The 14295-nt window shown below is 37.2% G+C and carries 14 protein-coding genes; 8 read left to right on the forward strand and 6 right to left on the reverse strand.

Features of this window, described 5'->3' with window-relative positions; all coding sequences use genetic code 11:
* Window positions 1-20: 20 nt before the first annotated feature.
* A complete protein-coding gene (locus ACFX4N_RS18230) occupies window positions 21-926 on the reverse strand; it encodes a polysaccharide deacetylase family protein (RefSeq protein WP_098448934.1) in 906 nt (301 codons plus the stop codon).
* Window positions 927-1162: 236 nt separating this feature from the next.
* Between ACFX4N_RS18230 and ACFX4N_RS18235 the strand changes: the two genes are divergently transcribed.
* The 5 genes from ACFX4N_RS18235 (at window position 1163) to ACFX4N_RS18255 (ending at window position 7271) form a co-directional block, all read left to right on the forward strand.
* Window positions 1163-2860 carry a sigma-54 interaction domain-containing protein gene (locus ACFX4N_RS18235; RefSeq protein WP_244659719.1) on the forward strand — a complete coding sequence of 566 codons (1698 nt, stop codon included), beginning with the start codon at window positions 1163-1165 and terminating at the stop codon, window positions 2858-2860.
* Window positions 2861-3075: 215 nt separating this feature from the next.
* A complete protein-coding gene (locus tag ACFX4N_RS18240; RefSeq protein WP_199866475.1) occupies window positions 3076-4191 on the forward strand; it encodes a zinc-binding dehydrogenase in 1116 nt (371 codons plus the stop codon).
* A 19-nt stretch (window positions 4192-4210) separates the two neighbouring features.
* Window positions 4211-5011: a carbon-nitrogen hydrolase family protein gene (locus ACFX4N_RS18245; protein WP_098448935.1), complete on the forward strand. Its 801-nt coding sequence runs from the start codon at window positions 4211-4213 to the stop codon at window positions 5009-5011.
* A 44-nt stretch (window positions 5012-5055) separates the two neighbouring features.
* The gene (locus ACFX4N_RS18250; protein ID WP_034269556.1) at window positions 5056-6522 is read left to right on the forward strand and encodes an NCS1 family transporter; all 1467 of its coding nucleotides are present in this window, start codon (window positions 5056-5058) and stop codon (window positions 6520-6522) included.
* Window positions 6519-7271, forward strand: coding sequence for an SDR family NAD(P)-dependent oxidoreductase (locus tag ACFX4N_RS18255; protein WP_098448936.1), 753 nt, complete (start codon window positions 6519-6521; stop codon window positions 7269-7271). Before ACFX4N_RS18250 ends, ACFX4N_RS18255 begins: the two co-directional genes overlap by 4 nt.
* Window positions 7272-7310: 39 nt before the next feature.
* Here ACFX4N_RS18255 and ACFX4N_RS18260 read toward each other — a convergent pair whose 3' ends face one another.
* From ACFX4N_RS18260 to ACFX4N_RS18270, 3 genes are all read right to left on the reverse strand, one after another.
* Window positions 7311-7778, reverse strand: coding sequence for a DUF2178 domain-containing protein (locus ACFX4N_RS18260; protein WP_223268937.1), 468 nt, complete (start codon window positions 7776-7778; stop codon window positions 7311-7313).
* Window positions 7771-7989, reverse strand: coding sequence for a helix-turn-helix transcriptional regulator (locus tag ACFX4N_RS18265; protein ID WP_013055551.1), 219 nt, complete (start codon window positions 7987-7989; stop codon window positions 7771-7773). The genes ACFX4N_RS18260 and ACFX4N_RS18265 overlap by 8 nt, the downstream gene beginning before the upstream one ends.
* 148 nt (window positions 7990-8137) lie before the next feature.
* A complete protein-coding gene (locus ACFX4N_RS18270) occupies window positions 8138-8320 on the reverse strand; it encodes a YolD-like family protein (RefSeq protein WP_013081871.1) in 183 nt (60 codons plus the stop codon).
* A gap of 394 nt (window positions 8321-8714) precedes the next feature.
* Here ACFX4N_RS18270 and ltaS point away from each other — a divergent pair, with 394 nt between their 5' ends.
* The gene (gene ltaS, locus ACFX4N_RS18275; protein ID WP_057274364.1) at window positions 8715-10643 is read left to right on the forward strand and encodes a lipoteichoic acid synthase; all 1929 of its coding nucleotides are present in this window, start codon (window positions 8715-8717) and stop codon (window positions 10641-10643) included.
* A gap of 76 nt (window positions 10644-10719) precedes the next feature.
* Here ltaS and ACFX4N_RS18280 read toward each other — a convergent pair whose 3' ends face one another.
* On the reverse strand, window positions 10720-10920 hold the full coding sequence (locus ACFX4N_RS18280) for a YolD-like family protein (protein ID WP_074893948.1): 201 nt from the start codon (window positions 10918-10920) through the stop codon (window positions 10720-10722).
* Window positions 10921-11149: 229 nt separating this feature from the next.
* Window positions 11150-11620 (reverse strand): GNAT family N-acetyltransferase, encoded by a 471-nt coding sequence (locus ACFX4N_RS18285; RefSeq protein WP_013055553.1) that lies wholly within the window; start codon window positions 11618-11620, stop codon window positions 11150-11152.
* 111 nt (window positions 11621-11731) lie between these two features.
* Here ACFX4N_RS18285 and pdxR point away from each other — a divergent pair, with 111 nt between their 5' ends.
* Together pdxR and mmuM are read left to right on the forward strand one after the other, a co-directional pair.
* The gene (gene pdxR, locus ACFX4N_RS18290) at window positions 11732-13129 is read left to right on the forward strand and encodes a MocR-like pyridoxine biosynthesis transcription factor PdxR (RefSeq protein ID WP_013055554.1); all 1398 of its coding nucleotides are present in this window, start codon (window positions 11732-11734) and stop codon (window positions 13127-13129) included.
* A gap of 134 nt (window positions 13130-13263) precedes the next feature.
* Complete coding sequence (mmuM, locus tag ACFX4N_RS18295) at window positions 13264-14199, forward strand: homocysteine S-methyltransferase (protein WP_013055555.1); 936 nt, start codon at window positions 13264-13266, stop codon at window positions 14197-14199.
* Window positions 14200-14295: the final 96 nt, after the last annotated feature.

Consider the following 14295-nt stretch of genomic DNA (forward strand, 5'->3'; position numbering starts at 1 on the left):
ATATGAACGGATCCGGCTTTTTATAATTGTTTAGCTTCAACCGCTTTTTTGCGAGGGTTTCGTTTTGCGAAATCATCTGCAATTTCATCGAATGTCACCCATCTAACACCTTCATGAGAACTGATATGCTGAATTAAACGTTCATGCATTTTTAGCACCTGAGGACGTCCGCTCACATCAGGGTGGATAGTCATCGTGAAGACTCCATAGTCCATATTCTCATATACCCAATCAAACTGATCTCTCCACATTTCCTCTAAATCGCGCGGATTTACAAAGCCATGGCTGTTAGGTGACTTTTTAATAAACATCATTGGAGGAAGATCGTCTAAATACCAGTTAGCAGGAATCTCTATTAAATCCGTTTCTTCTCCTCTTATTAGCGGTTTCATCCATTCATTTGCTTTTTTTGCATAATCAATTTTTGTCCAGCTGTCACCAATTCTTACATAATAAGGAGAAAAGTCATTATGCATTAAGCTGTGGTCGTACTTAATGCCATGTTTGTCCAGCAGTTCATTTGTTACATTAGAAAATTCCCACCAAGGTGCTACATAGCCTGTCGGCTTTTTACCCGAAAGTTCTTCAATTAGTGTAATCGATTTTAATAAGACTTCTTCTTCTTGTTGAGGAGTCATTGCAATAGGATTTTCATGAGAATAGCCATGTGCTCCTACTTCATGTCCTCGTTTGACAACTTCTTTCATTTGTTCGGGAAACGTTTCGATAGAGTGACCCGGAATGAACCAAGTGGTTTTTAGCTGATACTTATCAAATAAATCCAATAATCGAGGTGCTCCCACTTCTCCTGCAAATAACCCACGAGATATATCATCTGGAGAATCTTCGCCTCCGTATGATCCCAACCAACCAGCGACAGCATCTACATCTACTCCATAAGCTACTAAAATTTCTTTTTTGCCCACAGTGAACCACTCCTTCTTCTTTATGATTTCTTATTAAGAGTTGTTGCAAAAAGTGTGCCAAGTATAAAAAAAGGAACAATCAGCGTTTTAATAAGAAGCTATGGTAGAAAAACAGGAGGAAATATGCGTAAAAGCATAAAAAATATGTTTTTTTGCATAGATTTCAGAAGATTCTTAATGATATGATATTATTTTTAAGAGTAATTGAAAAATCTGATGGTTGGGGTGAGTGTAATTTGTCGAATTCAAATCTTCATATGGTACAGCATACATCTATACGGGCAATAGAAGAGTTAATTGAGGAATTTCCCTTTTCTATTGTTATTTATCAAAAGGATTTACAAATTAGAATTGCAAATAAAAGTGCAGAGTCACTTCCAAATGTTTTCTATCAGAGTGAAGAGATAAAGCAACAAGTTCGAAGGTGCTTCAATCAAGAGAACAACGCCGAAGAACATATTCAAGTAATAGACGGTCACAAATATATACAATTTTTCTATATGAGCGAACTAGAGTTAGTTTCGGTCTTAATAATGGATGACTACATAACTGAATATGAAAAGTACAAATCGGAAAGTATGGACTTAAAAGCTATTTTTGAAACTTCTTATGACGTAATGTACGTGTCAGATGGCGAGGGAAATACGATTAGAGCAAGTTCAGCTTGTTTGGAACTATGGGGAAAAAAAGAGAACGAATTAATAGGAAGAAACGTTATTGATCTGGAGAAAGAAGGAATCTATACACCGTCTATTACACGATTAGTATTAGAACAAAGGAAAAAAGTTTCTGCTATTCAGACTACTAAAGAAGGCAGAAGGCTTATGGTTGTAGGAACGCCTATAAAGAATGAACAAGGAGAAGTTATCCGGGTTATTAATGCCTCAAGAGATATCACTGAAGTGAGTCAAATGCAGTCAGAAATCAGTGAGATGAAGCGGTTAATTGCAGGTTACAAACAAGAACTTATGGAACTGAAAAAAGATAAAACAGAAAAGGTAAAACTGATTTCTTACAGCAAAAAAATGGAGAAGACTCTAGAATTAGCTAGACGAGTTGCCAATGTAGATTCTACTGTGCTTATTCTAGGTGAATCAGGGGTTGGAAAAGAAATGGTCGCCAACCTCATTCATGAAACGAGTGATCGAAAAAACAGTCCATTTATAAAAGTCAACTGTGGAGCTATTCCTGAGAACTTGTTAGAATCAGAGCTTTTTGGCTACGAAGGAGGAGCTTTTACAGGAGCAAAAAAGGAAGGGAAAATGGGACTTTTCGAGTTAGCTAACAAAGGAACGTTATTTTTAGATGAAATTGCGGAGATGCCTCTAGCCCTTCAAGTGAAATTACTAAGAGTTCTTCAAGAACGAGAAGTGATGAGGGTGGGCGGAGTGAAGCCAGTTGCAGTTAATGTGCGAATCATTGCAGCTACCAATCGAAACTTGCATGAAGACGTTCAAAAAGGGAATTTTCGTGAAGATCTATACTACCGACTAAACGTTATACCACTGTCGATTTTACCGCTTCGCGAGCGCAGAGAAGATATTTTGCCTTTAGCCTCTTATTTTATTGAACAGTTTAATCAAAAATATTTAACGAAAAAGACGCTGTCAGCTGAAACGGCCGAAGCGTTTGAACTATATAACTGGCCAGGAAATGTAAGGGAGCTTCAAAATATTGTGGAAAGACTCATTGTGATCTCAGATGGAGATGAAATTCAGCATTTGCATTTGCCAGAAGAAATTACAAACTTATCATCTAATAGAGATAAGGTACAGGTGCTAGACATCCTTCCTCTAAAAGAATGCATGGAAATGGCTGAAAAACAGCTCTTGCGTCTAGCTAAACAAAAATATTCCTCTACAGTAAAAATTGCCGATGCACTGCAAGTAAATCAATCAACCATTAGTCGAAAGCTTCAAAAGTTAAACGAATAGTAAGGGTTCAAAAGAAGTCTATCTTTTCCTTTTAAGGAGGTAGACTTCTTTTTTATTATGCAACGCCGCATATATTGCAGAATTTTATATGTTCATCTGCATACAAAACAAGTTCTTAACGAATATAAAACAGCAACGCCGCTCTTTTTCTAAATTGGCATGCATCTTGCAATTAGGAAAATAAGCTAGCTAATTGATAAAGGAGAGGATAGGATATGGTTGCTATTAAAAAAGAAGTTGAAAAAGGTAAACAAGCTCCTGCTGGTTTTATGAAGGCAGTTGTTTATCAAGGTCATAAACAGGTTGGGCTTCAATACAAAGAAGTTCCAAAGGCAAAAGCGGGAGAAGTAGTCATTAAAACAACGTCTACTACTATTTGCGGAACAGATATTCATATTTTACACGACGAACATAAAGTAGAAAAAAATCGAACGTTAGGACATGAGCATGTAGGAGTTGTTCATGAGGTAGGGGAAGGAGTAACAGGAATAAAAGTAGGAGAACGCGTTATGTGCGGATCTTGTACACCTTGTGGTTCGTGTTATTATTGTCAAAAAAATTTATCTTCTCAGTGCATAGGGCCAGAAGGGGATTTTAAAACTCCAGGAGGATGGCGCTTAGGAAATACGATAGATGGAACGCATGCAGAGTATTTTAAGATGCCTTTTCCACAGTACAACTTAACTAAAATTCCGGATGAATTATCCGATGAAGATGTACTGCTGTTAACGGATATCGCTTCAACTGGAATTGCTGCAGCTGAAAACGCACAAATTCAAATAGGAGATATAGTGGCAGTCTTTGCGTGTGGCCCTGTAGGGCTTTGTGCCATTGCAGGGGCCAGATTAAAAGGAGCTAGCCTCATTATTGGAATAGATGGGAATTCCCAGCGCCTAGGCCTTGCTAAAAAGATGGGAGCAGACGTGACGTTAAACTTTAACGAAGTGAACGTAGTGGAAGAAATAATGAAGCTATCAGGAAATAAAGGAATAGAAGTTGCTATTGAAGCTCTAGGAAAAGAAGAAACGTTTCAACAGTGTTTAAAAGTAATTAGACGCGGAGGCTGTATTTCAAGCGTAGGCGTATATTCGGGGCATGTTGAGATTCCAATTGAACATTTTGCAAGCGGAATGGGAGATCACCGAATTGTAACAACTTTGTGTCCCGGCGGAAGAGAACGTATGCAGCAGCTTATGAGTCTAGTTATTCAAGAGCGTATTGATTTAAAGCCGATGATTACACATCGATTTACTATTGATGAAGCAATTGAAGCTTATAGATTATTTGAACATGCGGAAGATCAAATTATTAAACCGATTATTACGTTTTGAATGTAGGAGGAGTAATAAAATGAAACATCAAACATTTATCGCAGCAGCTGTTCAAATGAATTGTGAGCTTGGAAATGCAGGCATTAATTTAGAAAAAGCATATCATTTAATTGAACAAGCAGTTTTAAAAGGTGCTTCATTTATTGTATTGCCAGAACTATTTAATACAGGATATCGAGTAGAGGAAAAAGACTGGCAATATGCTGAGTATATTCCGGGTTATACGAGTGAATGGCTTGTTCAAACTGCACAGAAGTTCAATGTGACAATAGCCGGGTGCATTTTAGAAAAAGAGAGTGATTGTATATACGATACATGTCTAGTAGTAGACAGAGACGGAATTCAAGGAACATATAGAAAAATTTACTTATGGGATCAAGAAAAACAAAGGTTTCAAAAAGGGGACAGATATGAAGTCACTCAATTAGGTGAAGTAACATTGGGCATGCAAATATGCTATGAAGTAGGATTTCCAGAAGGTGCGCGCGTGCTCACGTTAAAAGGAGCAAACGTGTTGATTTATTCTTCTGCATTTGGCTCCTTAAGAAGGTATGCATGGGATATAGCGACTAAAGCAAGGGCTTTAGAGAACGGCTGCTTTGTTATTGCATCAAACCGTACGGGCACAGAAAAGAATGAAACAGTGTTTGGAGGAGGAAGTCGAATTATAAACCCTCAAGGAAAAGTGTTAACAGAAGCTACAAAAGAAGATGAAGTCATTGTGGCAGAAATTGATTTGGTACAAGTAGAAGAACAGAGGAAAGCAATTCCCTATCTTTTAGATTTACAGAATGACATGTATAAAGAACCGTCAAAGTAATGTCTGTAGAAAACTAACTATTTTATTAATAGGAGGAGTGCTAGTTGAAAAACTCATTGATTTCGAAAGATATTGTACCAACATTAGCAAAACAGCGTGTCATTTCAGGGTTTGGTTTCTTTAATATTTGGGTGGGGATGGCTGTTATTATTGCAACGTTTCAAATTGGTGCAAATGGAATTGACTCTATGTCTTTATGGAAGTTAGCAGGAGCAATCTTACTTGCTAATATTATCATTGCCATTATTGGAAGCTTAAGTGGGGATATTGGAGTAGAGCACGGTCTTTCATTTGCTGCTTATTTACGCGCTCCTTTTGGAATTAAAGGTGTTCATATTCCGGCAGTTAGTAAAGGGATTATCGCGTCAATCTGGTTTGGCATTCAAACCTACTTAGGAGCTACAGCAATCAATTACATTTTTCATAGTTTAACAGGATTTGATTCTTGGTTCTTTTGGTATGTAGCATTTGCTGTTGTACAAATTATTAACACGGCAATGGGAATCAAAGCGATTGATCGTTTTGCAGTTGTTGCTGCACCTTCTATTATTTTAATTTCAGTGTGGATTTTCTTTAAAGTGGCAGGAATGGCAGACGATAAAGGAATTGATGTGTACAGCTATGTCGGGACAAAAGATACCACCACTTGGTTTTTAGTGATGGCTGCTAATATGGGATTTTGGTCAGCACTCGCGGTAGATATTCCCAATATCACAAGGTATGTAAAAGCACCTAAAAATGAACGAAGCTGGCTGAAGCGAAACAAAAATAATTATATTCCGCATCTTACAGCTCTTCCTATCGTACAAACTTTTATGGGTGTAATTGGAGCCGTTAGTTTTCTCGGGACGGGTCTTTGGAATCCCATTGAAGTTATTCAACAAACTTCTACAGGATGGGTAATGGCTGTTGTGCTTATTATGGTGGTGTTAGCTCAGTGGTCTACTAACTCTGCTGCTAATCTTATCCCAGCTTCTTTAACATTTGTTAATGCAGGTTCTCGCTTTAAGGTGTCATACACAGTGGGCATTATTCTAGCTGGAGTGGTAGGAACACTGTTTCAGCCTTGGGCAATTTTAGATCAATTATTCATCTTTTTAGGGTATTACGGGGCTGTTTTATCTGCGCTTGCAGGAATTATGTTATGTGATTATTACATTATCAGAAGGCGCCGTTTGAATGTAGAAGAACTATATGCAGAGGAAGGTCAATATAAATTTGATGGTGGAGTAAACTGGGCGGGTATGATTTCATGGATCATAGCTGGAGGAGCGGCTATCTACTTTTTAGATTATATGTATATTGTTGGTTTTCCACTAGGAATAGCTTGTTACTTTGTGTTAATGAAAGCATGGTATTTAAAACGTCACCCTCAAAAAGAAATTGATAGTCGTTTCTCTGATGACTATTTAGGTACAACAGTAGGAAGAGATTGGCATATTGAAGTGCCGGAAGAAGCGATCCAGCCTTCTTTAAATGAAGTTGGAGTAAAGAAAGGGGATTTAGCATGAAGCTGGAAGGGAAAACAGCAATCATTACGGGAAGCGCAAGAGGAATTGGAAAAGGTATTGCCCTTGCTTATGCCAAAGAAGGAGCAAACTTAGTGTTAAACGTCTATGGCGTAGAGCAACAAGAAATCGAAGAGCTCAGTAGGGACGTAAGTTCTTATGGCGGACAAGTTGTCATTATTGAAGGAGATATTACAAAGAAAGAGATCGTTGAAGAAATGGTTCAAACAGCTCTTTCACGTTTTCAGACCATTGATATTTTAGTAAATAATGCAGGGATTTTAACTCAAAGTCTATTGAAAGATATGGAAGAAGCTCAGTGGGACCAAATGATAAATATTGATTTAAAATCAGTATTTCTAACCACAAGAGCAGTTGTTCCGTATATGATAGCGCAAAAATCAGGAAGAATTATTAATATCGCGTCTCAAATTGGTCAAAAAGGTGGCGTAGAATTAAGCCACTATGCTGCTGCGAAAGCAGGAGTGATTGCTTTTACAAAGTCCATTGCGCTCGAACTTGGAAAATATAATATTACAGCTAATTGTATAGCACCTGGACCAATACAAACACAGCTCGTAGACGATATTAATGAAGAGTGGAAATTGCAAAAGCAAAAGGAATTAGCTGTTCCTCGATTTGGCACAGTGGAAGAAGTGGCGCCAACAGCTGTTTTGTTAGCGAGTTCTCCAGATGGAAATATCTATACAGGACAAACGTTGGGACCAAATAGTGGAGATGTTATGCTGTAATAAAAAAATGGTGCTGTCGCTACAGCACCATTTTTTTAATCAGCGATAAATCTTACTAATTGATACGTAATAAACCGTTAACTGCACAAGAGAAAGAAGCAAAAGAACGGCAATGGGATAGAAGCTAAAAGAATTAGGCAACAGCGGATAAAAAGCTATTAATATAGCACCTATAGGAATAGAAAATAGGAGAAAAACAAAGGCTTTTTTACAAGCTTCTGCTGTTATCATCTTTTCACGTTCATCTTCTTCTGCAAATTCAAAAGGAAATAATAAAGGCGAAACGTTCTTCGTCTTTTTACGCGCGCGGTAGTAAAAAAATGAGACAATTAAAAGGACAATTAAAGAAGCAAAAGAGCCTATAGACATAGTAATTTCCCACGGGGGTTCAGGGTCGGTCATAACTTCACTAAATTGAATATTTAGGCTTAAAAAATCATATAAAAACCACCCTACGCATAACAGAGACACTACATTCAATAAATAAGATTTAATAACATTACTCAATATTTTTCTCCTCCTTTTGAAGTCTAAAAACATCTTCCATTTTTAATTGAAAGACATCACAAATTGTTAAACCAAGTAGTAGGGAGGGAACGTAATTTCCCTTTTCAATAGCTGCAATGGTTTGGCGAGTGGCTCCAACTTTTTCAGCTAAATCTCCTTGTGTATATCCATGTTTAGCTCTAAGCTCTTTTACGTGATTAATAAGAGTCAATATGATCACCCGCTGCCTTTTTAATAAATTTGTTAAGTTGATTTAACATTATGTAAAGTTAATTTAACACCAATGGGATGATTTTTCAATAAGTAATGGATAAAAAATACAAAAAAGATCCTAGAAGAATTCTTCAGGATCTTTTTTGTTAATAAATTTCTTTAATGCCAGACAAACGAATGGAAAAAATGTTTTGTTTTTCATCTCGTAGGGAGAGGGTTTGGTCGGTTAGGTTTAAATTTTGGATTTTTCCTTTGAAGGTTTGAAGCAGGCCATTTTCGTAATAATTCACGGTTACATGTTTGTTTTTCTTTAGCGCTTTTAAAATCATTTATTCATCTCCTTTCATGTGTGCATCTGTTATGAAAAGAAAGCTGTGGCTTAAGCATAGGAATTTGGAGAATGCTCAAGGCAGAATTATTATTATACAGCAAGATGAGAATAGTTTGTAGATAAATTGTGAAAAAATGCACAAGTTTGCAGTACGGGTGTTGCAACAGAATACAGTATATGAGGGGAGAAGGGGTTTTATGATAAAAAAAGGTGATTTTAGTTTATTTATTTGTGGGTATTAGGTAAACTAGTAGATGAATTTAAAGAATCTATCTATAGTTGTGAAGGCTAGGATTTCATTTAATTTTCATTTTCTATGAGTATAATGATAAAGGTTTTCTATATGTTCTTTGTGAATCTACTCATAAACTAATCGAGAAAGGAAAATCAAAATGAAGCGAATCGTTTCTAAGCCGCTGCACTATTTCATATTAGCCGCTGTTTTAATGTGGATAAAGTCGTACGTGGCTTATAAAACTGAATTTAACTTAGGCGTAAGCGGCGTAATGCAGCAAATGCTGCTGTTCATAAACCCTGTGAGTTCAGTGCTGATTTTTTTAGGAATCGGCTTATTTTTTAAAGGAAAGAAAGCAGGAGCTTGGATTCTTGCAGGCAGTTTCATTATGACGCTGCTGTTATACAGCAACATTCTCTATTATCGTTTTTTTAACGATTTTGTAACGCTTCCTACACTATTGCAGACAAGTAATGCGGGAAGTATGGGCGGAAGCATTATGGATTTATTAAAAGCACATGATGTTTTTTATTTTGTTGATTTTATTATTTATTTTTTCTTCTTTTTTAGTAAAAAAATTGACTGGCATAATGAAAAAGTATCGGTTAAGAATGCTGTAACTATTCTTTCTTTAGGATTCATGGTCTTTTCTGTCAACTTAACATTAGCAGAAATTGATCGCCCGCAGCTTCTATCTCGAACTTTTGACCGCAATTATTTAGTAAAGTATCTAGGCGCCTATAATTATACGATGTATGACGGTGTTCAAACTGCTCAAAACTCTAAACAGCGAGCTTTTGCAAGCAGCAATGATTTAACAAACGTCGTTAATTTTAAAAACAGTCATTATGCGGAACCTAATTCCGTTTATTTTGGAAAAGCTAAAGGGAAAAATATTATTAAAATTCATTTGGAATCATTTCAGTCTTTTTTAATTGATTACAAATTAAATGGCCAGGAAGTGACACCTTTCTTAAATTCGTTGGCCCATGGAAATGACTTTACGTATTTTGATAACTTCTTTCATCAAACAGGACAAGGAAAAACATCAGATGCTGAGCTGATGATGGACAACTCTCTATACGGCCTTCCTCAAGGTTCTGCCTTTGTACTGAAAGGAAGCAATACGTATCAGGCAGCACCAGCTATTTTAGATCAAAAAGCTGGCTATACGAGCGCTGTGCTGCACGGAGACTATAAGACGTTTTGGAACCGTAACGAAATTTACAAGCAGTTCGGTGTGGATAAGTTCTTTGATGCAAGTTATTACAATATGACGGGTGAAAATAAAATTAATTATGGCTTAAAAGACAAACCGTTCTTTAAAGAATCTGTTCCAATGCTGCAGTCTTTACCACAGCCGTTCTATGCGCATTTAATTACGTTAACAAATCATTTTCCATTTTTACTTGGAAACAATGAGGCAAGCATACAGCCGGCTAACACGGGCGATGCAACAGTTGACCGTTATTTCCAAACGGCTCGTTATTTAGACGAATCATTGCAATCTTTCTTCCAAGAACTGAAAGCTTCTGGGCTTTATGATAATTCTGTAATTATGATTTATGGAGATCACTACGGTATTTCTGAAAATCATAATGCGGCAATGGAAAAAGTAATGGGAAAAGAAATTACGCCTTATGAAAATGCTCAGCTGCAGCGTGTACCTCTATTCATTCACGTTCCTGGAGTGAAAGGCGGAGTTAATCATACGTACGGTGGAGAAATTGACGTTGTGCCAACTCTTCTTCATTTAGTAGGGATTGACAGCAAAGAGTTTATCCAATTTGGCACAGATTTATTTTCTAAGGATCATGATGATGTAGTGGCATTCCGCAATGGCAACTACGTATCTCCGAAATATACATTAGTGGATGGAACGTATTATGATTCTAAAACGGGCCAAGCGCTTAAAGAAAATAATCAAATGAAAGCTTATAAACAGAAGGTAGCGAAAGAACTGGAATTATCTGATCAAGTGCTTTATGGAGACTTACTTCGTTTCCACAAGCTGAAGGATTTCCAAACAGTCGACCCTTCGAAATATATGTACGGGAAAGAAGAAACAGAAACATCAGCTAAATAAAGCTAAAATCAAAAGAACATGATGACTTCTGCAAAGCAGAATGAACATCATGTTCTTTTTTACTGTAAACTATTCATCAATAAATTTCTTTAATTCCCGATAAGCGAATAGAGAAAGTATTTTGCTGTTCATCTTTTAATGAAAGCGTTTGGTCTGTTAAATCTAGGCGCTGTACTTTTCCTTTAAACGTTTGAAGCAAACCGTTTTTATAATAGTTAATTGTAACGGCCCCGTTTTTTCTTAATGCTTTTAAAATCATTTTCAAAACTCCTTCCATATTTAAAATGTGTATGATTAACGAGCTGTAACATTCATTTTCATTTGCATATTTTTATTATACACAAAAATAGAAAGCGTTTTCACTTAAAGTTTGAACACTTTGTGAAAACTTTAACAGAGAATGTGACAAATACATACAGAAACTGATTTATTTGTCGTATTCATCATAAAACACATTTATGAAAGGAGTGTTAAGAACGTGTTAAAACTTTATGGATGGAAGAATATTATAAAATATCGTTTGAAATGTCGTAATGAATCCATTCATCGTTCGTTACATTTCCGCCCATTTTTCTGTAAAGCATTTGGGCTCTTGTATTATCATAAGCCGTTTCCCAAGACATAGCTGCATACTGATGTTCTTTTGTATACTGATGACTGGCCGAAAATAACTTTTCTCCAATTTTTTGTCCTCTTGCTTTTTCAGTAACGTACAAGTCATTTAAGATCGCTACAGGCTTTACACGCGTGGTGCTAAATGTAAAATAAAGCGTCGAAAACCCTACTGACTCGTCATTTTGAGTCGCGATAAACTGAACGCCAGCATCCGGATGGTGAAACAAGTGATTAATTAAATTTCTCAGCTGCTTTTTGGTAGGCTGAGGGCGCTTGTAAAAATCAACAATGTATTCGTTCATTAATGAAATAAGTGCTTCCATGTCAGCGGCATTAGCTTGACGAATTGTAATAGTAGTCATTAAATCTTCTCCTTTTTAATCAGATGATCTACACTTATAGTAAAAGAAATGTATCCCCTCTAAAAGAGCCAGATTTGAAAAATAAAATAGGGACAGATGAAAGGAGCTAGCGTGAAGTTCACACCTTTATTAAACCGCAAAGATGATATGCCTTTGTATCACCAGCTATATGAATATATAAAAAAAGAAATTGTATCCAGCAGGGTTGAAGTAAATGACAAACTGCCTTCTATCCGGTCTCTTGCTGATTACTTGAATGTAAGTCGAAATACTGTAGATATGGCCTATCAGCAGCTTTTAGCTGAAGGATATGTAGAAAGCAGGCCCAAAAGTGGACTGTACGTAACGAATACACAGTTTGATTTACTGCAAACAGATAAAAAGCCGACTGTATTTTTACACCCTCACTCAGAAACAAAGTTGTGTACCTATGATTTTCGGTATGGAAAAGTTGATAGCCGTTTGTTTCCCTTGAATGAGTGGAAAAAACGATACAATGAAAGTCTTCAAACTTATAGAGAAGCGCTGTTCACGTACCAAGAAAGTCAAGGAGAAGAATCACTGCGAGAAGAAATTGCGACGTACCTTTATCAGTCAAGAGGAGTGGTTTGTTCAAAACATCAAATTATTATTGGAGCAGGTACGCAGCAATCACTCAGTTTATTAGCGCAGATGTTAAAGCAAAGCATCAGAGATATTGCCTTTGAAAATCCTTGTTATGACGGGGCTAGCTTTGTATTTAAGCAGCATGGATTTTCCTTAAAACCCGTGTCGCTTAATAACAAAGGTATAAACATCCAAGAGCTTTATGATAGCCTAGCACGAGCTGTTTATGTTACACCATCTCATCAGTTTCCATACGGAATGATCATGCCTGTTTCAAGAAGAATAGAGCTTCTTAAATGGGCGAATGACCGCAACGGGTTTATTATTGAAGATGATTATGACGGAGAATTTCGTTATAAAGGCTCCCCCATCCCTTCATTGCAAAGCTTAGACACTAAGGGGCGCGTCATTTATACGGGTACATTTTCAAAATCTTTTATGCCTTCTTTAAGAATCAGCTACCTTGTACTACCTGAAGTTCTTCTAAAAGAATATCATGAACGTTTCTCTTTATACGAGCAAGCTGTTCCAACTCTCCATCAACAGACGCTCGGGCTGATAATGAAAAATGGAGAGTGGAGTAAGCATTTAAGAAGAGTGAGAACTGCTTATCAACTGAAACACGGTACTCTTTTAGCAGCTTTACAGAAGGGGCTTAACAAAAACATCACGGTGTCAGGAGAATCTGCAGGTTTGCATATACTTGTACGCGTGCACAACGATATGAACGAACAGCAATTAATTAACGCAGCTCGAAAGCAAGATGTCTCCGTCTACGGTACCTCTCGTTATTGGCTTACGGAAGTACCTAAACAAAAGCCTCATATTTTGTTAGGCTTCGGAAGTTTGGGGAGAGAAGAAATAGAAGAAGGAATAAAACGATTAAAAAAAGCTTGGTTATAAATCCATGCTCGTTTTTTCGGTTTCTTGACAAAAGTTGCCTAGTCCTTTAGACTTTTTTGCATATATTTTAAATTATCTGAAAGGAGGATAGGGTAATCGAAGCTAACTGCTAGTGGACAACCCTAGATTAAACAATGAATCCTATCCAACAAATTTTACATACATTCCCTGTGATTGTACTAGATGGTGCAATGGCAACTGAACTTGAAAGATATGGCTGTGATTTAAACGACAGCTTATGGTCTGCAAAAGTGTTGATGGAGCAGCCGGAACTGATTAAGAGAGTGCACCAAGATTACTTTGCAGCGGGAGCTGACTGTGCAATTACAGCAAGTTATCAAAGTACATTTGAAGGTTTTGCTAAACGTGGTTTGAGTGAAGCAGAGGCTCGCGAGTTAATTCAAGCATCTGTAAAAATTGCGGCTGAAGCAAGAGATGAATTTTGGCAGCAAGAAGAGAATCGTCGTAATCGTCCAAAACCAATTGTCGCCGCTTCGGTAGGGCCTTACGGAGCATTTTTAGCAAACGGATCGGAATATACTGGACAGTATGACGTAACAGAAGAAGAGTTAATGGAATTTCATCGTCCTCGTATGAAAGCATTAATTGAAGCAGGAGCGGACGTGTTAGCTTGTGAAACCATTCCTAATGTAATGGAAGCAAGAGCCATTGCGAGGCTGCTAGAAGAGTTTGAAGGAGCGTACGCATGGATTACGTTCAGCGCAAAAGATGATCTGCACATTAGCAGCGGAACATTAATCTCGGAGTGTGCACGCTACCTGGATTCCTATGAGCAAGTAGCGGCCCTTGGAGTTAACTGTACGCCGCCTCAATATATTTCTTCACTTATTAAAGAAATTAAATCTCAAACGGATAAGCCGGTCATTGTGTATCCAAATTCAGGGGAGCATTATGATGCTGAATCTAAAACATGGAACGGGACATCTGCGGGCGAAACGTATGGCTGCAGCGCTCACAGCTGGTATGAAGCAGGTGCTCAGTTAATCGGAGGGTGCTGTCGTACAACTCCAGATGATATCAAAGGCATTACAAAATGGGCTAGAAAATAACAGATTGAAAGAAAGAGAATGTGAGAAAAGTGTTTCGCTAACGTTAAACACGAACGATCTATCAAAAATAGATAGTTCGTGTTTTTTATGGTCATG

Source organism: Priestia sp. YIM B13551 (assembly GCF_042787905.1).
Lineage (GTDB): Bacteria > Bacillota > Bacilli > Bacillales > Bacillaceae_H > Priestia.

Coding starts and splice junctions, on each gene's coding strand:
- ACFX4N_RS18240 (WP_199866475.1), top strand. CDS start 3,076: ATGGTTGCTATTAAAAAAGAAGTTGAAAAAGGTAAACAAGCTCCTGCT.
- ACFX4N_RS18245 (WP_098448935.1), top strand. CDS start 4,211: ATGAAACATCAAACATTTATCGCAGCAGCTGTTCAAATGAATTGTGAG.
- ACFX4N_RS18255 (WP_098448936.1), top strand. CDS start 6,519: ATGAAGCTGGAAGGGAAAACAGCAATCATTACGGGAAGCGCAAGAGGA.
- ACFX4N_RS18270 (WP_013081871.1), bottom strand. CDS start 8,320: ATGATTTTAAAAGCGCTAAAGAAAAACAAACATGTAACCGTGAATTAT.
- ltaS (WP_057274364.1), top strand. CDS start 8,715: ATGAAGCGAATCGTTTCTAAGCCGCTGCACTATTTCATATTAGCCGCT.
- ACFX4N_RS18280 (WP_074893948.1), bottom strand. CDS start 10,920: ATGGAAGGAGTTTTGAAAATGATTTTAAAAGCATTAAGAAAAAACGGG.
- ACFX4N_RS18285 (WP_013055553.1), bottom strand. CDS start 11,620: ATGACTACTATTACAATTCGTCAAGCTAATGCCGCTGACATGGAAGCA.
- mmuM (WP_013055555.1), top strand. CDS start 13,264: ATGAATCCTATCCAACAAATTTTACATACATTCCCTGTGATTGTACTA.